This window comes from Acidovorax sp. JG5, from assembly GCF_017939685.1.
Lineage (GTDB): Bacteria > Pseudomonadota > Gammaproteobacteria > Burkholderiales > Burkholderiaceae_C > Acidovorax.
Genome location: NZ_JAGKSE010000017.1, coordinates 1 through 20,312, shown reverse-complemented (window position 1 = coordinate 20,312; position 20,312 = coordinate 1). Strand labels below are relative to the sequence as shown.

Sequence of the window (20,312 nt, the reverse complement as noted above, 5' to 3'; positions counted from 1 at the left end):
CAATTTGTCTTATGTCTTATATAAGATATGATCGAGCCCAGCCATCAGCGCGCGAGACTGCTTCGCGCAGCCGCTCCACCCTATTTTTCTTCGCCATGTCTTCGCTTTCGCTCCCCGTTGACGCGCCAGCGCCACCTCCCGGTGGTGCGGGCGCGGCGACACCGGCATTCAGCCCGCTGTACCAGCAGATCAAGGCGCTGATCCTGCAGAGCCTGCAGCAGGGCGAATGGAAGCCTGGCGAAGCCATTCCCAGCGAAATGGAACTGGCGGCGCGGTTTCGCGTGAGCCAGGGCACGGTGCGCAAGGCCATTGACGAGCTGGCGGCCGAAAACCTCGTGGTGCGCCGCCAGGGCAAGGGCACTTTCGTGGCCACCCATGCCGAGCAACATGTGCAATACCGATTCCTGAAGCTCTTGCCCGACAGCGGCGACGCCCGCGAAGAAGGCCCGGCACAACGCACCGTGCTGGAATGCCGGCGCGTGCGCGCCAGCGCCGATGTGGCGCGCGCCCTGGCGCTGCGCAGCGGCGACCCGGTGGTGCATGCGCGGCGCATCCTGTCGTTTGCGGGCGAACCCACCATTCTCGAAGACATCTGGCTGCCCGGCCAGGCCTTCAAGGGCCTGACGGCCGGGCAGATGGCCACCTACCAGGGCCCGACCTATGCCATGTTTGAACTCGACTTTGGCGTGCGCATGGTGCGGGCCGAAGAAAAAATCCGTGCCGTGCTGCCCGATGGCGAGCAGGCGCAGCTTTTGCACACCACCGCCAGCACCCCCCTGCTGAGCGTAGAGCGCATCGCCTACACCTACAACGATGTTCCCATGGAGTTACGACGAGGCCTTTACCGCACCGACACCCACCACTACCACAATGAATTGAGCTGACAACACGCTGGCACTTGAGCAGACACATCAAAATATTGCAGCAAGGGAATACCCCACTTGTTGCGTTGCAATAGAATTTTGTGTTCTTTGCACCGTCAAATTACAAAGTAGTTACATCCACGAAAGCACCCCGCCATGACAGAGCTTGCCAAAAAACGGCCTGAATTCCGCAACATCAACGCCTTCAAGGACCTCACCACCTACCGCATGGCACCTGCAGCATGGGTATCCATCCTGCACCGTGCCAGCGGCGTGATCATGTTCCTGCTGCTGCCGTTCATCCTCTGGATGTTTGACACGTCCGTGTCGTCCGAATTTTCTTTCGCGAAATTCAAGGCCGTCTTCAATATTGGCGTCGGCTTTGTGCCCGGCTGGTTCTTCAAGCTCCTGGCACTGGCGCTGATCTGGTCGTATCTGCACCACTTCACCGCAGGTCTGCGCCATCTGTGGATGGACATCAGCCACGACGCCGTGACCAAGGAGTTCGGCAAGACTTCGGCCATTGCCACGCTGGCGATCAGCATTGCGCTGACGCTGGTGCTGGGCGCGAAGCTGTTCGGTTTGTATTGAGTAACACAGCGGTTTCCGCCTTGGGCGGGGCCGCGCAAGCACCAAAGGAAAACACCATGTCCGTCAATTACGGCTCCAAGCGCATTGTTGTGGGCGCCCACTATGGTCTGCGTGACTGGCTCAGCCAGCGTGTGACCGCGGCCCTCATGGCCCTGTTCACCATCGCCCTGCTCGCGCAGCTGGTCTTCACCCAAGGCCCCATCGGCTACGACGTGTGGGCCGGCATTTTCTCTGCCCAGTGGATGAAGGTTCTGACCTTCTCCATCATCGTCGCACTGGCCTGGCATGTCTGGGTGGGCGTGCGCGACATTTTCATGGATTACATCCAGCCCGTGGGCCTGCGCCTGGTGCTGCAGATTTTCACCATCGTCTGGCTGGTCGGCTGCGCCGGCTGGGGTATCCAGGTTCTGTGGCGTCTCTGATTCCCGCGACTGAAGGCAAACAATGAGCTACACCAACGCTAACATCACCAAGCGCAAATTTGACGTTGTCATCATCGGCGCCGGCGGCTCCGGCATGCGCGCCGCGCTTGAACTCTCCCGCGCAGGCCTGAACGTGGCCTCGCTGTCCAAGGTGTTCCCCACCCGCAGCCACACTGTGGCAGCACAAGGCGGCGTTTCGGCCTCGCTGGGCAACATGTCCGAGGACAACTGGCACTACCACTTCTACGACACCATCAAGGGCTCCGACTGGCTGGGCGACCAGGACGCCATCGAGTTCATGTGCCGCGAAGCACCGAAGGTGGTGTACGAGCTCGAACACTTCGGCATGCCGTTCGACCGCAACCCCGACGGCACGATCTACCAGCGCCCCTTCGGCGGGCACACTGCCAACTACGGCGAAAAGCCCGTGCAGCGCGCCTGCGCCGCCGCTGACCGCACCGGCCACGCCATGCTGCACACGCTGTACCAGCAGAACGTGAAGGCCAAGACCAACTTCTTCGTCGAGTGGATGGCGCTGGATCTGATCCGCGACGCTGATGGCGATGTGGTCGGCGTGACCGCGCTGGAGATGGAAACCGGCGACCTGTACATCCTCGAAGCCAAGACCGTGCTGCTGGCCACCGGTGGTGCCGGCCGCATCTTTGCCGCCTCCACCAACGCCTTCATCAACACCGGTGACGGCCTGGGCATGGCGGCACGCGCCGGCATTGCGCTGCAGGACATGGAGTTCTGGCAGTTCCACCCCACCGGCGTGGCCGGTGCCGGCGTGCTGCTGACCGAAGGCTGCCGCGGCGAAGGCGCCATCTTGCTCAACAGCAATGGCGAGCGCTTCATGGAGCGCTATGCGCCCACCCTGAAGGATCTGGCGCCGCGCGATTTCGTCTCGCGCTCCATGGACCAGGAGATCAAGGAAGGTCGTGGCTGTGGTCCGAACAAGGACTATGTGATGCTCAAGCTCAGCCACCTGGGTGCGGACACCATCCACAAGCGCCTGCCGTCGGTGTATGAAATTGGCGTCAACTTTGCCAACGTGGACATCACCAAGGAAGACATTCCCGTGGTGCCCACCATCCACTACCAGATGGGCGGCGTGCCCACCAACATCAATGGCCAGGTGATCACCCAGGCCAATGGCATCAACAACGCCGTGGTGAACGGCCTGTATGCCGTGGGCGAATGCTCCTGCGTGAGCGTGCACGGCGCCAACCGCCTGGGCACCAACTCGCTGCTGGACCTGCTGGTGTTCGGCAAGGCCGCTGGCCGCCACATCGTCGAGTTCAACAACAAGAACAAGGAGCACAAGCCCCTGCCCAAGGATGCGGCCGATCGCACCCTGGAACGCCTTAACCAGCTCGACAAGTCCAGCGACGGCATCTACGCCCAGAGCCTGGCCGGCGACATCCGCACCACAATGCAGCAGCATGCCGGCGTGTTCCGCACCCAGGCCAGCATGGACGAAGGCGTCAAGAAGATCGCCGAAATTCGCACCCGCGTGGCCGGTGTCACGCTCAAGGACAAGTCCAAGGTGTTCAACACCGCGCGCATCGAAGCGCTGGAAGTGGACAACCTGATCGAAGTGGCCCAGGCCACCATGGTGTCTGCCGCAGCCCGCAAGGAATGCCGTGGCGCGCACACCGTGTACGACTACGAGCACCCCGCCGACCACGCCGACTTCCCGCTGGGCCGCAACGACAAGGAATGGCTCAAGCACACGCTGTGGTACAGCGAAGGCAGCCGCCTCGACTACAAGCCCGTCAACCTCAAGCCTTTGACAGTGGACAGCGTTCCGCCGAAGGTCCGTACGTTCTAAATCGTCACGAGAGAAGAAACATGCAAAAACGCACATTCCAAATCTACCGCTACGATCCGGACAAGGATGCCAAGCCCACCATGCAGACCATCGAGATCGAGCTCGACGGCCACGAACGCATGCTGCTGGACGCGCTGATCAAGCTCAAGGAACAGGACCCCACGCTGTCGTTCCGCCGCTCCTGCCGTGAAGGCGTCTGCGGGTCGGACGCCATGAACATCAATGGCAAGAACGGCCTGGCGTGCCTGACCAACATGAACACGCTCAAGGGCACCATCGTGCTCAAGCCGCTGCCGGGCCTGCCCGTGATCCGCGACCTGATCGTGGACATGACGCAGTTCTTCAAGCAATACAACTCGATCAAGCCCTACCTGATCAACGAAGAACTGGCTCCCGACCGCGAGCGCCTGCAGTCGCCCGAAGAGCGCGAAGAGCTCAACGGCCTGTACGAGTGCATCCTGTGCGCCAGCTGCTCCACCAGCTGCCCCAGCTTCTGGTGGAACCCCGACAAGTTCGTGGGCCCTGCGGGTTTGCTGCAAGCCTACCGCTTCATCGCCGACAGCCGCGATGACGCCACGGGTGCGCGCCTCGATAACCTCGAAGACCCCTACCGCCTGTTCCGCTGCCACACCATCATGAACTGCGTGGACGTGTGCCCCAAGGGCCTGAACCCCACCAAGGCCATCGGCAAGATCAAGGAACTGATGGTGCGTCGCGCCATCTGATGCGAGCGCAAAGCCATGGGTGAAACTTCCACCATCGCCAGCCCGGCAGCCTCGCCGCTGCTCGATGAGCGCGCACTGAGCAAGCTGCACTGGCGCTGCAGGAGGGGGCTGCTGGAGAACGACCTGTTCATCGAGCAGTTTTTCACCCGCTTTGAGCCCCAGCTCACCCAACGCCACGCCGACGGCCTGATGGCCCTGATGGACCTGGCGGACAACGACCTGCTGGACCTGCTGCTGCGCCGCCGCGAGCCGCAGGCCCCGCTGGACACTCCCGAAGTGCACGAAGTGCTGGCCATGCTGCGGCAAGCTGGCCGCACCGCGGTGCCGTAGTGCCGTAGTGCCGTAGTGCCTTGGCACAAAAACGATAGCCCCAGACCGGATCATCGGAAACCCAAAGGAAAGTAACAATGAAGCTAGCTGACAACAAAGCAACCCTGTCGTTCAGTAACGGCAGCCCCAGCGTGGAAATGCCGGTCTACCAGGGCAACATTGGCCCGGACGTCATCGACATCCGCAAGCTGTACGCTCAAACCGGCATGTTCACCTATGACCCCGGTTTCCTGTCCACGGCGTCGTGCCAGTCCGCCATTACTTACATCGATGGCGACAAGGGCGAGTTGCTGTACCGCGGCTACCCCATCGAACAACTGGCCACGCAGTGCGACTACCTCGACACCTGCTACCTGCTGCTCAAGGGCGATCTGCCCAACGCCACCCAGCGCGGTGACTTTCACAAGCTGGTGCTCGACCACACCATGGTCAACGAGCAGATGCAATTCTTCCTGCGCGGTTTCCGCCGTGACGCGCACCCCATGGCGGTGCTCACGGGCCTGGTGGGCGCCATGTCGGCCTTCTACCACGACAGCACCGACATCAACAACCCGCAGCACCGCGACATCGCCGCGATCCGCCTGATTGCCAAGATGCCCACGCTGGTCGCCATGGCCTACAAGTACGGCGTCGGCCAGCCATACATGTACCCGCGCAACGATCTGTCGTACTCCGGCAACTTCCTGCGCATGATGTTCGGCACGCCCTGCGAAGACTACAAGGTCAATCCCGTGCTTGAGCGCGCTCTGGACCGCATCTTCATCCTGCACGCTGACCACGAGCAAAACGCCTCCACCTCCACGGTGCGCCTGTGCGGTTCGTCGGGCACCAACCCGTTTGCCGCCATCTCCGCTGGCGTCGCCTGCCTGTGGGGCCCTGCCCACGGTGGCGCCAACGAAGCCTGCCTGAACATGCTGGAAGACATTCAGCGCCAAGGCGGCATCGACAAGGTCGGCGAGTTCATGGAAAAGGTCAAGGACAAGAACTCCGGCGTGAAGCTGATGGGTTTTGGCCACCGTGTCTACAAGAACTACGACCCCCGCGCCAAGCTCATGCAGGAAACTTGCGACGAAGTGCTCAAAGAGCTGGGCCTGGAAAACGATCCGCTGTTCAAGTTGGCCAAGGCGCTGGAAAAAATCGCCCTGGAAGACGACTACTTCGTCTCGCGCAAGCTCTACCCGAACGTGGACTTCTACTCGGGCATCGTGCAGCGCGCCATGGGCATCCCGGTCAACCTGTTCACCGGCATCTTCGCGCTGGCCCGCACCGTGGGCTGGATTGCCCAGCTGAACGAAATGATCAGCGACCCTGAGTACAAGATTGGTCGCCCACGCCAGCTGTTCACCGGTTCGGTGCGCCGCGACGTGCCCGCCCTGGACAAGCGCTGACAGGCAGCGCGCTGCACCCGCAGCGCGCCTGGCCCCTCACCCAGCCCGCCGCACTGGCGGGCTTTTTTTTGTCCTGCGCTTTTTCATCGGACGCAGCCTTCATGCCGTTCAAGCCGCACCCCAACCATATACCCCCACCCAGTAATTGATAAAAAGTTAATTTTCACAAATACAAAATTTGAAAAACATTTTATACTCCCCCTGAGTACAGCAAAAAGCACTGACGCAGACCGCCAGAAAGCCGCCAGCACCATGCCCCATACCGCCGAAGACAAGCAACGCGCCATCAGCCGCCTGCGCCGCATCCGTGGCCAGGCCGAGGCGCTGGAGCGCGCCGTAGAGGCGGGTAGCGACTGCGCCCCCCTTCTGCAGCAGCTCGCCGCCCTGCGCGGCGCCGTGCATGGGCTGATGGCCGACTTGCTCGACAGCCATATCCGCGAGACACTGGCCCAGCAGCCCGCGCCTTCGCCCCAGGCGATCGATGAAACCCTGTCTTTGCTGCGCTCGTACCTGAAATAAGCCACCCATTCACCCTTTCAGCACCAGGAGCCACACCATGAAATCCCGCGCCGCCGTAGCCTTCAAGGCTGGAGAACCGCTGCAAATCGTTGAAATCGATGTGGCACCGCCGCAAAAAGGCGAGGTGCTGGTCAAAATCACCCACACCGGCGTCTGCCACACCGATGCGTTCACGCTCTCGGGCGAAGACCCCGAGGGCGTTTTCCCCGCCGTGCTCGGCCACGAGGGCGCGGGCATCGTCGTCGAAGTGGGCGAAGGCGTGACCAGCGTGAAGCCTGGCGACCACGTCATCCCGCTCTACACCGCCGAATGCGGCGAGTGTCTGTTTTGCAAGAGCGGCAAGACCAACCTGTGCGTGGCCGTGCGCGCCACCCAAGGCAAGGGCCTGATGCCCGATGGCACCACGCGCTTTTCCTACAACGGCCAACCCATCTACCACTACATGGGCTGCAGCACGTTCAGCGAATACACCGTGGTGGCTGAGGTGTCGCTGGCCAAGGTGAACCCCGACGCCAACCCCGAGCAAGTCTGCCTGCTGGGCTGCGGCGTGACCACGGGACTGGGCGCGGTCAAGAACACCGCCAAGGTGCAAGAGGGCGACAGCGTGGCCGTGTTCGGCCTGGGCGGCATCGGTCTGGCCGTGATCCAGGGCGCCAAGCTGGCCAAGGCCGGCCGCATCATCGCCATTGACACCAACCCGGCCAAGTTCGATCTGGCCAAGGTGTTTGGCGCCACCGACTGCGTCAACCCGAAAGACTTTGACAAACCCATCCAGCAAGTCATCGTCGAGATGACCGGCTGGGGCGTGGACCACAGCTTCGAGTGCATTGGCAATGTCGATGTGATGCGCGCGGCGCTGGAGTGCGCGCACCGCGGCTGGGGCCAGAGCGTGATCATCGGCGTGGCCGGGGCCGGCAAGGAGATTTCCACCCGCCCGTTCCAGCTGGTGACGGGGCGCAAGTGGCTGGGCTCGGCCTTTGGCGGCGTCAAAGGGCGCAGCGAACTGCCGGGCATGGTCGAAGACGCCATGAGCGGAAAAATCCAGCTGGCACCGTTTGTCACGCACACCATGGGGCTGACCGAGATCAACACCGCGTTTGACCTGATGCACGAGGGCAAGTCGATCCGCTCGGTGGTGGTGTATTGAAAAGCGGGGCCGCCATGACCTCAGACGCTCTGGAGCTGCGAAGCGAGCACGCCTGTTTTGGTGGCGTGCAGCGCTTTTACCAACACAGCTCGTCCGAAATCGGCCTGCCCATGCGCTTTGGCCTGTATCTGCCACCCCAAGCCCTGGCCGGGCAGAAAGTGCCATTGCTGACCTACCTGGCGGGCCTGACCTGCACGGAAGAAACCTTTGCCATCAAGGCCGGCGCACAGCGCCTGGCCGCACAGATGGGGCTGGCCATCCTCACCCCCGACACCAGCCCGCGCGGCGCGGGCATTGTGGGGGAGAGCAACCACTGGGAGTTCGGCGTGGGCGCCGGCTTCTATCTGGATGCCACCAAGACGCCCTGGGCCGGCCACTGGCGCATGGAAAGCTACATCGTCAAAGAGTTGCTGCCCGATGTGACGGCGCAGTTTGCCCTCGACGATCAGCGACTGGGCCTTTTCGGGCATTCGATGGGCGGCCACGGCGCACTCACGCTCGCCTTGCGGCACCCCGGTGTGTTCCGCAGCGTCTCGGCCTTTGCGCCCATTTGTGCGCCCACCCAGTGCCCGTGGGGGCACAACGCCTTCACCGGTTATCTGGGCCAGGAAGAAAGCACCTGGGGCGCACATGACGCGAGTGCGCTGATGGGCCAGAAAGCCAGCGCGCCCTACCCCCAGGGCATCCTGATCGACCAGGGCCTATCCGACCAGTTTCTTGCCACGCAGTTGCACCCGCACCTGTTCGAGAGCGCCTGCGCCCAGGTCGGGCAGCCGCTCACGCTGCGCAGGCATGCGGGCTACGACCATGGCTACTATTTCATCCAGACCTTCATGGCCGACCACCTGCAGCACCACGCAACTGCGTTGGTCTGAGAACGCGAACACGCTCGGAACATTAATTTCCACTTAAGCTGCGCTGCAAACAATGGGTCATGCCATTGTTATTGCAGCGTTTCGCGCTCGGCCACCGTGCCGTTGCCCACCCTACCCACCCTTCCCGTGAAATCCACCCTGCGTGGGCCGTGGTGCTGGCCAGCGCCTGGCTGGCCACCGCCTGCAATGTGCCGCTGTGGCGCGAAGTGGCGGCGCTGCCGGGCCATGGCACGCTGCGCGGCTGGGGTTTTGCACTGGCTTTTGCGGTCATCGTGGCGGCCGGCAATGCCGCCCTGCTGAGTCTTCTGGCCTGGCGCTGGACGCTCAAGCCCGCCATCACCGTGGTGCTGCTCATGGCCGCTTTCGGTGCCTATTTCATGCTGGCCTATGGCATTGCCATTGACGCAAGCATGCTGGTCAACGTCATGCAGACCGATGTGAAAGAGGCTGGCGACCTGCTCAACTGGCGCATGCTGGCCACCGTGCTGGCGCTGACAGCACCGCCGCTGCTGTGGCTGTACCGCCGCCCGGTGCGCCGCATGCATGCCTTTCGCCACATGGCCCACAACGGCGCGCTGCTGGTGGGCGCTATCGTGGTCATCGTGGTCTGCCTGCTGCTGGTGTTCCAGGACTTTGCCTCGACCATGCGCAACCACACCAAGCTGCGTTACCTGATCAATCCGCTCAACAGCGTGTACGCCCTGGGCAACATCGCCACCAAGCCGCTGCGGATGGACACCAGCACGCTCATGCCACTGGGACGTGACGCCCGGCTGGGCGCCAGCTATGCGGGCCAGCAAAAGCCGCCCCTGTTGGTGCTGGTGCTGGGCGAAACCGGGCGCAGCGTGAACTTCGGGCTCAACGGCTACGACCGGCCCACCACGCCCTTGCTGTCGGCCCGCACCGACCTGGCCACGGCGCGCAACGCCTGGTCGTGCGGCACCAGCACCGCCGCATCGGTGCCCTGTATGTTTTCGCACCTGGGGCGCAACGGCTTCGAGGCGCGCAAGGCCAATTACGAAAACCTGATGGATGTGCTGCACCACGCGGGCCTGGCCGTGCTATGGGTGGACAACCAGGCAGGCTGCAAGGGCGTGTGCGAGCGTATCGGGCAAGTGCACACCACGGCACAGCACGACCCGGCGCTGTGCCCCGACGGTGAATGCCTGGACCCCATCATGCTCAAGGACCTGGACCAGCGCCTGGCCAACCTGCCCGCCGAGCAGCGCAGCCGCGGCACCGTGGTCGTGCTGCACGAGATGGGCAGCCATGGCCCGGCCTACTTCAAGCGCTCGGCAGCGGCCCTGAAGAAGTTTCAGCCCGAATGCACCTCCACCGCTCTGCAGGAATGCACGCAAGCGCAGGTGGTGAACGCCTACGACAACAGCATCGTGCAAACCGACCAGTTTCTCGATTCAGTGATCAATTGGCTCTCAGCCCAATCGGAGAAAGCGCAAACAGCTATGATTTATGTATCAGACCATGGCGAGTCGCTGGGTGAAAACAACATCTACCTGCATGGCCTGCCCTATTCCATCGCACCCGACACGCAAAAGCATGTGCCCTGGATCACCTGGCTGTCTCCCGCCATGCAGGCGCGCAGCGGCGTCTCTACGCCCTGCCTGCAAAAAGACCTGGCCGAGCGGCGCATCACGCACGATGGCTACTTTCATTCGGTGCTGGGCCTGATGGACGTGCAGACCGCGGCCTACCAGCCGGGCCAGGACATTTACGCGCCCTGCCGCCAGCGCCGCGTCTGAGCCCCCCGGCTGCCGCGCAGAACCGTTGGTGCGCCAGATCGGCACACGGCCCCTGCCTCGCATGCCACCCACCAGACGGCGCAAGTCTCGTTGGCTCTGAAACCGTGCATTTTTTTGCGCCCATGGCGGGTATTTACGGAGAGCGCACTAGCACGCTTTGTGCATCATTGCTTCAGTCCTTGGCCTTGCGCCAAGATCTGATCGGGAGAGACCGCTGGCATGCACCCGCGGCGCCGAAGGAGCAACCGCCCCGGAAACTCTCAGGCAAAAGGACCGATCAGCTCACAGGAACTCTGAAGAGCTGCCGGTCTTCGTCAGACGGCACACCGCAGGAGCAAGCGCACCCGGCACCGGGGCGTGAATCTCTCAGGTTCTAAACAGAGGGGGCGTGCGTTGCGCATGGTGCGCGGCGTGCCACGTCCCCACGACCTGTTGGAAGCCTGTCATCATGAAATCCATCGCAGTCATCGGCGGCGGCATCACCGGTGTCACCACCGCTTATGCCCTGGCCAAGCGCGGCTTTGCCGTCACCCTGTTCGAAAAACACCGCTATGCGGCCATGGAAACGTCGTTCGCCAACGGAGGCCAGTTGTCGGCATCCAACGCCGAGGTCTGGACCCACTGGTCGACCATCGTCAAGGGCCTGAAGTGGATGCTCAAGGGCGATGCACCGCTGCTGGTCAACCCCAAGCCCAGCTGGCACAAGCTGTCGTGGTTTGCCGAATTCATCGGCAACATTGCGCACTACCGGCAAAACACCATCGAGACCGCCCGCCTGGCCGTCGCTGCGCGCGAGCACCTGTTTGCCTGGGCCGATGCCGAAAGCGTGGACTTCGACCTGAAAAAGCAAGGCATCCTGCACATCTACCGCGACAAGAAAGGCTTTGACCACGCCGGCGAGGTGTCCAAACTGCTGGCCGCTGGCGGCCTGCCACGCCGCCCGGTCACGCCGGCCGAGATGCGCGCCATCGAGCCCACGCTGGCCGGCAGTTACTACGGCGGCTACTTCACCGAGAGCGACGCCACCGGCGACATCCACAAGTTCACCGTCGGCCTGGCCGCGGCCATCGAGCGCCTGGGCGTGCGCTGCCTGTACGGGCAAAACGTGCTGTCCCTGCGCAGCGACGGCAAGACCGCCAGCGTCACCGTGGGCGAGGCTGACGCCCCCCAAACCCACCGCTTCGATGGCCTGGTGGTGTGCGCTGGCGTGACCAGCCGCGACTTTGCCACCCAGCTCGGCGACCGTGTCAACATCTACCCGGTCAAGGGCTATTCGATCACCGTCAACCTGCGGGACGCGCAAAGCCAGCAGGCCGCCCCCACCGTGAGCCTGCTCGATGACGAAACCAAGCTGGTCACCAGCCGCCTGGGGCTTGACCGCCTGCGCGTGGCCGGCACGGCCGAGTTCAACGGCTGCAACAAGGACATCCGCGCCGACCGCATTGCGCCCCTGGTGGACTGGGTGCACCAGTGCTTTCCTGGCGTGAGCACGCAACAGGTCGTGCCCTGGGCCGGCCTGCGCCCAATGATGCCTAACATGATGCCGCGCGTGGGACGCGGGCGCAGTGCCAATGTCTTCTACAACACCGGCCACGGCCACCTCGGCTGGACGCTGTCGGCCGTCACCGCCGACATGGTGGCTGGCGTCATCGTGCAGGCCTGTGGTGCCCACGCACCCGCCGCTGGCGCGCCATCCGTCCTGCAGTCTCAGCATTGCTGAGGCTTGCCGCCGTGCCCGTCGGTGCCCGGCGGTGCCCGGCGCCGATGGTTTTCCCCCTGCTTATCGACCTCCCCCAACCCTGTTTCCGAAGGAAACTGATTTATGCAATCCCTGCACATGTTTTTTGAATGGCTCAACGGGCTGGTCTGGGGCGTTCCGATGATCACCCTGATCCTGGGCACGGGCCTTTACCTGCAGGTGCGTCTGGGCTTCATGCCCCTTCGCAAGATCATCTACGGCTTTCGCATGATCGGGCAAAGCCGGCAACCCGGCAACGCTGGCGACGGCGAGATCTCGCCGTTCGCCGCCTTGATGACGGCGCTGTCCGCCACCGTGGGCACGGGCAACATCGCCGGGGTTGCCGCAGCCATCGCCATCGGCGGCCCAGGCGCCCTGTTCTGGATGTGGATGACCGCTTTCGTCGGCATGGCCACGAAATACGCCGAGGTGGTGCTGGCGGTGAAATACCGCGAGGTGGACGAGCGCGGCGAGCATGTAGGCGGGCCGATGTACGCCATCAAGAACGGTCTGGGCAAGCGCTGGCGCTGGCTGGCGACGGTCTTTGCGGTGTTTGGCGGCCTGGCCGGTTTTGGCATTGGCAACATGGTGCAGGCCAACGGCATCGCCAGCGCCATGCACAACGCCTTTGGCGTGGAGACCTGGATCACCGGCCTGGCGCTGACCCTGCTGACCGGCGCCGTGGTACTGGGCGGAATCAAGCGCATCGGCGCAGTGGCCGAGCGCCTGGTGCCGGCCATGTGTATCGGCTATATCGCCTGCGTGGCCGTGATTTTGGCGGTGTTCGCCGATCGCATTCCCGGCGCCTTCGCGCTGATCCTGCACCACGCCTTCAACCCGGTGGCGGCCACCGGCGGCTTTGTCGGCGCCTCGGTCATGCTGGCACTGCAAAAAGGTGTTGCGCGCGGCATTTTCTCCAACGAAGCGGGCCTGGGCACCGCAGGCATCGCCCAGGCGGCGGGCGCCACGCGCGATCCGGTGTTCTCGGGCCTTATCGGCATGATGGGCACCTTCATCGACACCATCATCGTGTGCACTTGCACCGGTCTGGCCATCATCGTCAGCGGCGTGTGGGACTCGGGCCAGACCGGCGCCATCCTGAGCGCCGCGGCCTTTGAAGCAGCCATGCCCGGCGTGGGCAAGTACCTGCTGGCGGGGTCGCTGGCCGTGTTCGCCTTCACCACCATCCTGGGCTGGGCCTACTACGGCGAAAAATGCTGGGCCTACCTGTTCGGCACCGTGACCGAAAAGCCGTTTCGCCTGCTGTGGACGCTGGCGGTGTTTCCGGGCGCCGTGCTGAGCCTGGACTTTGCCTGGCTGGTGGCCGACACGCTCAACGCGCTGATGGCGATTCCGAACCTGATCTCGCTGCTGCTGCTCAGCCCGGTGATCGTGCGCCTGACCCGGGAGTACTTTGCCAACCATGGCCATGCAGGCGCTCCCATGCCAACTGGCAAAACATCGAACCCGGTCAAGACCTGAGAGGCTGAGACGGGCCCGACAGGACGGGTCACAGGGAGGGCGACAGAGCGGATCGGCCGGATCCGCATCGCCCCTCATCACGGCAGGAATGCACCGTTTCTCGACTTTATTCGCAGCAACAAACCCAGAAACGGTGCCTTTTTTGACCACGCGGCGCAGTGCGAGATTCGCGATCCACTACAGTCCCGGCCTTTACAACCAGCTGTCGAGATACGCCATGGCGAAAAAACCCCAGATCACCCTGTCCTCCCTGGACCTGGACCGCATTGAAGCACTGCTGGCGGTGATTCCGGCCAGCGTCTTTCCGGGCAAGGCCGATCTGCAGGCAGAGCTGGACCGCGCCGACGTGGTGGCGCCCGAGGAGATTCCGCCCAATGTGGTGACCATGAACTCCACCGTGCAGTTCACGATCCAGGAGACCGGCAAGGAGTTTTGCCTGACGCTGGTGTACCCGCGCGACATGGACGGCAGCGCCGACCGCATCTCGATCTTTGCGCCCGTGGGCAGTGCGCTGCTCGGCCTGTCGGTGGGCGATGAACTGGCCTGGCCCGGGCCGGGTGGCAAATCGATGACAGTGCGCGTGAAAAGCATCGTCTACCAACCCGAAAGCGCGGGCGAGTTGCACCGCTGACCCGCCGGGCGGTCGCGCACCCCAGGTGCCACACCAAGGCCAAGGCGTGTGGCGTCAGAGGCTGAGAGTTTTTTGCGCGGGTCCGAGCAGCGCGCCACAACGCAGCCGATCTAGGCGCAAAACACAGCCATAGCTCGGGCTATGGCGAGTATTTGCAACGACGAGCCGGTGCGTTTTGGCGTGATGAGCGGGCATGCGCAAAAGATTCTCAGCCTCTCAGGCCCACTGGCTGGTGGTCACCGCCACCAGCATGCCGGTGCCCACCAGCCCGGCCTGCCAGCGCAGCGCCGTGGTCCAGGTCGGAACGTGGCGCTCCACCCGCTCATACAGCAGCCGCCCGGCCAGCAGCGAAAGTGCAAACGCCGCCAGCATGCCCAGGGCATTCCACACAGGCGCTTGCGGCCAGAGGTGGCTGACCACGGCATTGACCAGCAGGCACACCGGAAAGTGCACCAGAAACACCGAGTACGACATCTGACCGAGCCGCACCACGGGTGCGAACCCCTGCCATTGCCGCCAGCGGGATGAGCGCAGCGCCCAGGCCAGCGCCAACGCCGTCACCAGCGCCACTGCAATGCGCGCGCGGAAATCCAGCGCCAGGGCGGCGGCACCCAGCACGGCGATGGTGGCCATCCAGCCGCCAGCACGCGGGGCCTGCACCGCCCAGTAAGCCATCATGCCCAGCCCATAGGCCCCAAAAAAATACAGGGCCCACATATCGAGTTGCGGCTCGCGGTTAAAAACTAGCAGCGACACCGCCGTGCCGGCAACCACCAGCGCACGCCCCAGCCAGGCGGCGTGGCGCACACACACCGCGCCACCCCCCTCGCCGCACACCGACCGCACCAGCGTCAGCAGCAGCACGGAGCACACAAAAAGCTGAAAATCAATGGCGACGTACCACACGCCCGCCGACAGGGCCTCTTCGCCCACGATGTCCTGCAGCAGCAGCGCATTGGCCACCAGCTGGGCCAGATCGGGCGCATCGGGCACCGAGGGGTGATCCATCCAGCTGCGCACCAGCGCCGCCACCACTACGGCAAACACCAGCGCCACGGCATAAGGCACCACCAGCCGCACGAAGCGCCGTGCGATCTGCTGGCTGGCGCTGTCAAACCGCGCCAGCCCCTGCGGCGCCAGGCTGGCCGCCGCGAGATAGCCGCCGAGCACCAGAAAGATCTGCACGGCCATGCGCCCATAGTCGTAAAGCCATGCCATCAGCCCGGGCGCCAGCGGCTGCGCGATGTCGGACATGGGGCCATAAAAAGCCAGGTGGTGCCACACGATGGTGGCGCAGGCAATGCCCTTGACCATGTCGATCAGCGGCGTGCGGGAGTGAGGAGATGTCATGCAGCAAAAAGATACGGCGGCTCAGTGCCCGCCAAGTGGCGGCGCCAAAAAACCTTCAATTGTCGTCGGATCGAGCAATGTTTGCTGAAGCGCGCGCAACGGATGAAGAGCGTTGCGCCTGCCTGGTGACGGCTTCGGGGCGTATGGCAGCGGGGGCGGGGTAAGGGGTTTCAGGCTTTTCGTTGGGGGCGGATTTTTTGATATGTGATGTTTTTGGGCTCTGGGGCTTGTGTATCAAACGCTGGTAGCTATTGTTTTGATAGTTTTTTGCGTGCTTTTTTTGAGGGTGGGGGCCGGGTTGCGCCCCGGCGGGCGAGGTACTTTTCTTTGCTTCGCCAAAGAAACGTACCCAAAAGAAAGGCGACCCTGCTGTCTGCGACGGGTTTTTGGGGTCAGAGCCCCAATTCACCGAGCCGTTGGCTCGCCCGGAGGGTGCGGTGCTACGCACCGCAGTGAAATGGGTGTCTGACCCCAATAACCCGCAACCTGGGGTGCTCGGGTGCGGGGTGCGCCGTGGAACTCACTGCGCGCCTGCGGCGCTTCGTTCAGACAACCACGGCGAGTCAGATCACGAAGCGGGTGTGTCCTGCGGCACACCCGCCACCCCGCGCCCTGCGCGCCCCAGGCGCATCCAGAAGGGATGGGGAGCCAACATCCACTCGGGCCATCGCTGCGCTCGGCCCCGTCTCGCGGGCGCAAGCGCCTCGCGCTGCGCAACCTGGGCCGAGCGCAGCGATGGCCCGTGGGGTTGTTTGGATGTTCGGTGGTTTCCCCCATCTGGCTGCGCCTGCGGCGGGGCGGTTGCGGGGTGAGCGTGTGCCGCAGGACACACGCCTCGTCATCTGACTCGCCGTGGTTGTTTGAGCGCAGCGCGCCAGCGCGTAGCGAGTTCCACGGCGCACCCCGCAACCGCACCGCCGCAGGTCGCCCCGTAGCAACGCGAAGGGGTCGCAGACTGTGGGTCGCCTTTTCTTTGCTTACTTTCTTTTGGCGAAGCAAAAGAAAGTGAGGCGCCCGCCGGGGCGAGACCCGGCACCCGCCCTGAGCAAAGGCACGCCACGAACTATCAAAACAATAGCTACCAGCGCATGCTACATAAGCGCCAGAGCCAAAAAAGACCAAAACTACAACTTCAACCGCGCCCGCGCCGCCTCATACTCACCACGCAACTTGGCCACCAGCTGGGCCGTGCTCGTCACCGCATTGATCGCCCCAATGCCCTGACCACAGCCCCAGATATCCTTCCACGCCTTTTTCGCATCGCCGCCAAAGTTCATCTTGCTCGGATCGGACTCGGGCAGGTTGTCCGGGTCCATGCCCGCTGCGCGGATCGACGGCGCCAGGTAGTTGCCGTGCACGCCGGTGAACAGGTTGCTGTAAACGATGTCGTCCGAGTCGCCTTCCACGATGGCCTGCTTGTAGGCATCCGAGGCCCGCGCCTCGTGCGTGGCAATGAAGGCCGAGCCGATGTAGCCAAAGTCGGCGCCCATGGCCTGCGCGGCCAGCACGGCGTCGCCGCTGGCGATGGAGCCGCTCAACGCAATCGGTCCGTCAAACCACTGGCGAATTTCCTGGATCAGGGCAAACGGGCTCTTCACACCGGCATGGCCGCCAGCGCCTGCGGCCACGGCGATCAGGCCGTCGGCGCCCTTTTCAATCGCCTTGTGCGCAAACTTGTTGTTGATGATGTCGTGCAGCACGATGCCGCCCCAGGCGTGCACGGCCTGGTTCACGTCTTCACGGGCGCCCAGGCTCGTGATGATGATCGGCACCTTGTACTTGGCGCAGACCTGCATGTCGTGCTCCAGCCGGTCGTTGCTCTTGTGCACGATCTGGTTGATGGCAAAGGGCGCGGCGGGCTTGTCGGGGTGGGCCTGGTTGTAGGCCGCCAGGGTCTCGGTGATCTCGGCCAGCCATTCGTCCAGCAGCTCGGCGGGGCGGGCATTGAGCGCGGGCATGGAGCCCACCACGCCGGCCTTGCACTGCTCGATCACGAGCTTGGGGTTGCTGATGATGAACAGCGGCGAGCCGATGACGGGCAGCGACAGGTTCTGCAACGCGGGAGGCAGTTTGGACATGGCAACAACTTCCTGAACAAAAATAGGGGTGAAATATGCCTCTAGCGCTTATATATAAAGCGCTAGCAGCTATCATTTTTATATCAACAAAGCCCCCCGCGGTGCAACGCAGGCGGCCCGGTCACAGTCTCAGAACGACTCCAGCGCCAGATCGGTCACGCTGCCTGCGCCTTCGACGATGCTGTCGCGCAGGCCCGGTGCCTTGACCAGGATGTGCTCGGCATAAAACTGCGCCGTGGTGATTTTTGCGCGCAAAAAAGCCTCGTCCTGTCCCTTGGGCAACAGCGCCTCGGCCACCAGCAGGCTGCGCGCCAGCTGCCAGCCGGCCACCAGGCTGCCAGCGAGCATGAGGTAAGGCACGCTGCCCGCAAAAACGGCGTTGGGGCTGGCCTTGGCGCCACCGGCAACGAAGTCCACCACTTCCAGAAAGGCCTGGCGCGCCGCCGCCAGCCGGCGCGCCACGGCCTTGGCGGCAGGGGTGCCGCAGGCCAGCAGTTCGCCTTCGGTCTTTTCGATCTGCGCAGCAATCGCCCTGGCCGTCTGGCCGCCATCGCGCGCGGTCTTGCGGCCTACCAGGTCGTTGGCCTGGATCGCGGTGGTGCCTTCGTAGATGGTCAGAATCTTGGCGTCACGGTAGTACTGGGCCGCGCCGGTTTCCTCGATAAAGCCCATGCCGCCATGCACCTGCACGCCCAGACTGGTGACCTCCTGGCTCATTTCGGTGCTGTAGCCCTTGACCAGCGGCACCATGAATTCGTAGAACGTGGCGTTCTGCTTGCGCGTGTCTGCATCCGGGTGGTGGTGGGCGGCGTCATAGGCTGCGGCGGCCACGGCGGCCATGGCGCGGCAGCCTTCGGTGGTGGCACGCATGGTCATGAGCATGCGGCGCACGTCGGGGTGGTGGATGATGGCCGCGCTGGCATTGATGCTGCCATCCACCGGGCGGCTTTGCACGCGGTCCTTGGCATAGCTCACGGCCTTCTGGTAGGCGCGCTCGGCAATCGCAATGCCCTGGATGCCCACGCCGTAGCGCGCGGCGTTCATCATGATGAACATGTATTCAAGGCCACGGTTTTCCTGGCCCACCAGATAACCCACAGCGCCGGGCCCGGCGCTGTCTGCGATGCTTTCCGCCATGCCGTCGCCAAACTGCAGCACAGCCGTGGGGCTGGCCTTGATGCCCAGCTTGTGCTCGATGCTCACGCAGTGTGCGTCGTTGCGCACACCCAGGCTGCCGTCCTGGTTCACCAGAAATTTGGGCACGACGAACAGGCTGATGCCCTTGACGCCTTCGGGTGCGCCAGCCACGCGGGCCAGCACCAGGTGCACGATGTTCTCGGCCATGTCGTGCTCACCCCAGGTGATGAAGATCTTGGTGCCGAAAATCTTGTACGTGCCATCGGGCTGCGGATCGGCCTTGGTGCGCACCAGCGCCAGGTCCGATCCGGCTTGCGGCTCGGTCAGGTTCATGGTGCCGGTCCACTGGCCCGAAATGAGTTTTTCAAGGTAGATGGCCTTGAGCTCGTCGCTGCCGGCAGTCAGCAGCGCCTCGATGGCGCCGTCGGTCAGCAACGGACACAGCGCGAAACTCATGTTGGCGCTGTTGAGCATTTCCATGCAGGCCGCGCCAATGGTTTTGGGCAGGCCCTGGCCACCAAAGTCAGCCGGGTGCTGCAGGCCCTGCCAACCGCCCTCGGTAAACTGGCGGAAGGCGTCCTTGAACCCCGGCGTGGCCGTGACCACGCCGTCCTTCCACGATGACGGGTTCTTGTCGCCCTCGAAATTGAGCGGAGCCAGCACGCCCTCGGTGAACTTGGCGCACTCTTGCAGCACGGCCTGCGCTGTATCCAGGCCCGCGTCGTCAAAGCCGGGGATCTGTGCGATCTGTTCAATATTCGCCAGGTGCTGCATGTTGAACAGCATGTCCTTGACAGGGGCGGTGTAGCTCATGGGTATCTCCAGGGGATATGAATGTCAAAAAAAAGGCACCGCAAGCGATGCCTTTTTGCGGGCCTGCAGGCCTTACAGCGCCTTCACCAGCTCCGGCACGGCCGCAAACAAATCCGCCTCCAGCCCATAGTCGGCCACGCTGAAGATCGGTGCCTCCGGGTCCTTGTTGATCGCCACGATCACCTTGGAGTCTTTCATCCCCGCCAGGTGCTGGATCGCACCCGAGATGCCCGCTGCGATGTACAGCTGCGGCGCCACGATCTTGCCGGTCTGGCCCACTTGCCAGTCGTTGGGGGCGTAGCCCGCATCGACCGCTGCGCGGCTGGCGCCCAGGGCGGCGCCGAGCTTGTCGGCCAGCGGGGTCATGACTTCGTCGAACTTTTCCTTGCTGCCCAAGGCCCGGCCACCCGAGACGATGATCTTGGCGGCCGTGAGTTCGGGGCGGTCGCTTTGGGCGATTTCGCTGCCCACAAACTTGCTCTTGCCGTTGTCTGCGGTGGCGGCTGTTGTTTCAACCGTTGCGCTGCCTCCCGTGGCGGCTGCGGCGTCAAAGCCGGTGGTGCGTACGGTGATGATCTTGACGGCATCCTGGCTTTGCACGGTGGCGATGGCGTTGCCGGCGTAGATGGGGC

Annotated in this window: 18 protein-coding genes and 1 riboswitch; of the genes, 14 read left to right on the top strand and 4 right to left on the bottom strand. The window is 63.6% G+C overall.

The features are described from left to right. Positions 1 to 95 precede the first annotated feature (95 nt). The 14 genes from J8G26_RS14745 (at position 96) to rnk (ending at position 14,302) form a co-directional block, all read left to right on the top strand. A complete protein-coding gene (locus tag J8G26_RS14745; protein WP_210569842.1) occupies positions 96 to 884 on the top strand; it encodes a GntR family transcriptional regulator in 789 nt (262 codons plus the stop codon). 135 nt (positions 885 to 1,019) lie between these two features. After that, the gene (sdhC, locus tag J8G26_RS14740; RefSeq protein ID WP_087746761.1) at positions 1,020 to 1,454 is read left to right on the top strand and encodes a succinate dehydrogenase, cytochrome b556 subunit; all 435 of its coding nucleotides are present in this window, start codon (positions 1,020 to 1,022) and stop codon (positions 1,452 to 1,454) included. Between the two features lie 56 nt (positions 1,455 to 1,510). After that, entirely contained in the window at positions 1,511 to 1,876 is a 366-nt protein-coding gene (sdhD, locus tag J8G26_RS14735; RefSeq protein WP_087748318.1) for a succinate dehydrogenase, hydrophobic membrane anchor protein, read from the top strand. 22 nt (positions 1,877 to 1,898) lie between these two features. Then, the gene (gene sdhA, locus J8G26_RS14730) at positions 1,899 to 3,707 is read left to right on the top strand and encodes a succinate dehydrogenase flavoprotein subunit (RefSeq protein WP_210569840.1); all 1,809 of its coding nucleotides are present in this window, start codon (positions 1,899 to 1,901) and stop codon (positions 3,705 to 3,707) included. Positions 3,708 to 3,727: 20 nt separating this feature from the next. Further along, positions 3,728 to 4,432: a succinate dehydrogenase iron-sulfur subunit gene (locus tag J8G26_RS14725; RefSeq protein WP_210569839.1), complete on the top strand. Its 705-nt coding sequence runs from the start codon at positions 3,728 to 3,730 to the stop codon at positions 4,430 to 4,432. Positions 4,433 to 4,447: 15 nt separating this feature from the next. After that, entirely contained in the window at positions 4,448 to 4,762 is a 315-nt protein-coding gene (locus tag J8G26_RS14720) for a succinate dehydrogenase assembly factor 2 (RefSeq protein WP_210569838.1), read from the top strand. A gap of 77 nt (positions 4,763 to 4,839) precedes the next feature. After that, entirely contained in the window at positions 4,840 to 6,150 is a 1,311-nt protein-coding gene (gene gltA / locus J8G26_RS14715; RefSeq protein ID WP_210569837.1) for a citrate synthase, read from the top strand. A gap of 252 nt (positions 6,151 to 6,402) precedes the next feature. After that, positions 6,403 to 6,669 carry a metal/formaldehyde-sensitive transcriptional repressor gene (locus J8G26_RS14710; RefSeq protein WP_210569835.1) on the top strand — a complete coding sequence of 89 codons (267 nt, stop codon included), beginning with the start codon at positions 6,403 to 6,405 and terminating at the stop codon, positions 6,667 to 6,669. Between the two features lie 37 nt (positions 6,670 to 6,706). Continuing rightward, entirely contained in the window at positions 6,707 to 7,816 is a 1,110-nt protein-coding gene (locus J8G26_RS14705) for an S-(hydroxymethyl)glutathione dehydrogenase/class III alcohol dehydrogenase (RefSeq protein WP_210569833.1), read from the top strand. Between the two features lie 14 nt (positions 7,817 to 7,830). Further along, complete coding sequence (fghA, locus tag J8G26_RS14700; protein WP_210569831.1) at positions 7,831 to 8,691, top strand: S-formylglutathione hydrolase; 861 nt, start codon at positions 7,831 to 7,833, stop codon at positions 8,689 to 8,691. Positions 8,692 to 8,750: 59 nt separating this feature from the next. Continuing rightward, complete coding sequence (locus J8G26_RS14695) at positions 8,751 to 10,451, top strand: phosphoethanolamine--lipid A transferase (protein WP_210569829.1); 1,701 nt, start codon at positions 8,751 to 8,753, stop codon at positions 10,449 to 10,451. Between the two features lie 192 nt (positions 10,452 to 10,643). After that, positions 10,644 to 10,737: riboswitch (glycine riboswitch) on the top strand. Positions 10,738 to 10,899: 162 nt separating this feature from the next. Then, entirely contained in the window at positions 10,900 to 12,171 is a 1,272-nt protein-coding gene (locus J8G26_RS14690; RefSeq protein ID WP_210569827.1) for a D-amino acid dehydrogenase, read from the top strand. 102 nt (positions 12,172 to 12,273) lie between these two features. Then, positions 12,274 to 13,671, top strand: coding sequence for a sodium:alanine symporter family protein (locus tag J8G26_RS14685; protein ID WP_210569825.1), 1,398 nt, complete (start codon positions 12,274 to 12,276; stop codon positions 13,669 to 13,671). Between the two features lie 217 nt (positions 13,672 to 13,888). Next, positions 13,889 to 14,302 (top strand): nucleoside diphosphate kinase regulator, encoded by a 414-nt coding sequence (rnk, locus tag J8G26_RS14680; RefSeq protein WP_087746783.1) that lies wholly within the window; start codon positions 13,889 to 13,891, stop codon positions 14,300 to 14,302. 216 nt (positions 14,303 to 14,518) lie between these two features. Here the strand turns inward: rnk and J8G26_RS14675 are convergent, their stop codons facing one another. The 4 genes from J8G26_RS14675 to J8G26_RS14660 all read right to left on the bottom strand — a co-directional run. Beyond that, on the bottom strand, positions 14,519 to 15,652 hold the full coding sequence (locus tag J8G26_RS14675) for an acyltransferase (RefSeq protein WP_210569823.1): 1,134 nt from the start codon (positions 15,650 to 15,652) through the stop codon (positions 14,519 to 14,521). Positions 15,653 to 16,776: 1,124 nt separating this feature from the next. Continuing rightward, positions 16,777 to 17,730 (bottom strand): nitronate monooxygenase family protein, encoded by a 954-nt coding sequence (locus J8G26_RS14670; protein ID WP_210569822.1) that lies wholly within the window; start codon positions 17,728 to 17,730, stop codon positions 16,777 to 16,779. Between the two features lie 129 nt (positions 17,731 to 17,859). Further along, the gene (locus tag J8G26_RS14665) at positions 17,860 to 19,680 is read right to left on the bottom strand and encodes an acyl-CoA dehydrogenase (protein ID WP_210569820.1); all 1,821 of its coding nucleotides are present in this window, start codon (positions 19,678 to 19,680) and stop codon (positions 17,860 to 17,862) included. A 72-nt stretch (positions 19,681 to 19,752) separates the two neighbouring features. After that, positions 19,753 to 20,312 (bottom strand): FAD-binding protein (locus tag J8G26_RS14660; protein ID WP_210569817.1); only part of this gene is annotated, 560 nt, incomplete at its 5' end.

Coding starts and splice junctions, on each gene's coding strand:
- J8G26_RS14690 (WP_210569827.1), top strand. CDS start 10,900: ATGAAATCCATCGCAGTCATCGGCGGCGGCATCACCGGTGTCACCACC.
- sdhD (WP_087748318.1), top strand. CDS start 1,511: ATGTCCGTCAATTACGGCTCCAAGCGCATTGTTGTGGGCGCCCACTAT.
- J8G26_RS14710 (WP_210569835.1), top strand. CDS start 6,403: ATGCCCCATACCGCCGAAGACAAGCAACGCGCCATCAGCCGCCTGCGC.
- J8G26_RS14705 (WP_210569833.1), top strand. CDS start 6,707: ATGAAATCCCGCGCCGCCGTAGCCTTCAAGGCTGGAGAACCGCTGCAA.
- sdhA (WP_210569840.1), top strand. CDS start 1,899: ATGAGCTACACCAACGCTAACATCACCAAGCGCAAATTTGACGTTGTC.
- J8G26_RS14675 (WP_210569823.1), bottom strand. CDS start 15,652: ATGACATCTCCTCACTCCCGCACGCCGCTGATCGACATGGTCAAGGGC.
- J8G26_RS14685 (WP_210569825.1), top strand. CDS start 12,274: ATGCAATCCCTGCACATGTTTTTTGAATGGCTCAACGGGCTGGTCTGG.
- J8G26_RS14670 (WP_210569822.1), bottom strand. CDS start 17,730: ATGTCCAAACTGCCTCCCGCGTTGCAGAACCTGTCGCTGCCCGTCATC.
- J8G26_RS14665 (WP_210569820.1), bottom strand. CDS start 19,680: ATGAGCTACACCGCCCCTGTCAAGGACATGCTGTTCAACATGCAGCAC.
- rnk (WP_087746783.1), top strand. CDS start 13,889: ATGGCGAAAAAACCCCAGATCACCCTGTCCTCCCTGGACCTGGACCGC.
- J8G26_RS14720 (WP_210569838.1), top strand. CDS start 4,448: ATGGGTGAAACTTCCACCATCGCCAGCCCGGCAGCCTCGCCGCTGCTC.
- J8G26_RS14695 (WP_210569829.1), top strand. CDS start 8,751: ATGCCATTGTTATTGCAGCGTTTCGCGCTCGGCCACCGTGCCGTTGCC.
- J8G26_RS14745 (WP_210569842.1), top strand. CDS start 96: ATGTCTTCGCTTTCGCTCCCCGTTGACGCGCCAGCGCCACCTCCCGGT.
- J8G26_RS14725 (WP_210569839.1), top strand. CDS start 3,728: ATGCAAAAACGCACATTCCAAATCTACCGCTACGATCCGGACAAGGAT.
- gltA (WP_210569837.1), top strand. CDS start 4,840: ATGAAGCTAGCTGACAACAAAGCAACCCTGTCGTTCAGTAACGGCAGC.
- fghA (WP_210569831.1), top strand. CDS start 7,831: ATGACCTCAGACGCTCTGGAGCTGCGAAGCGAGCACGCCTGTTTTGGT.
- sdhC (WP_087746761.1), top strand. CDS start 1,020: ATGACAGAGCTTGCCAAAAAACGGCCTGAATTCCGCAACATCAACGCC.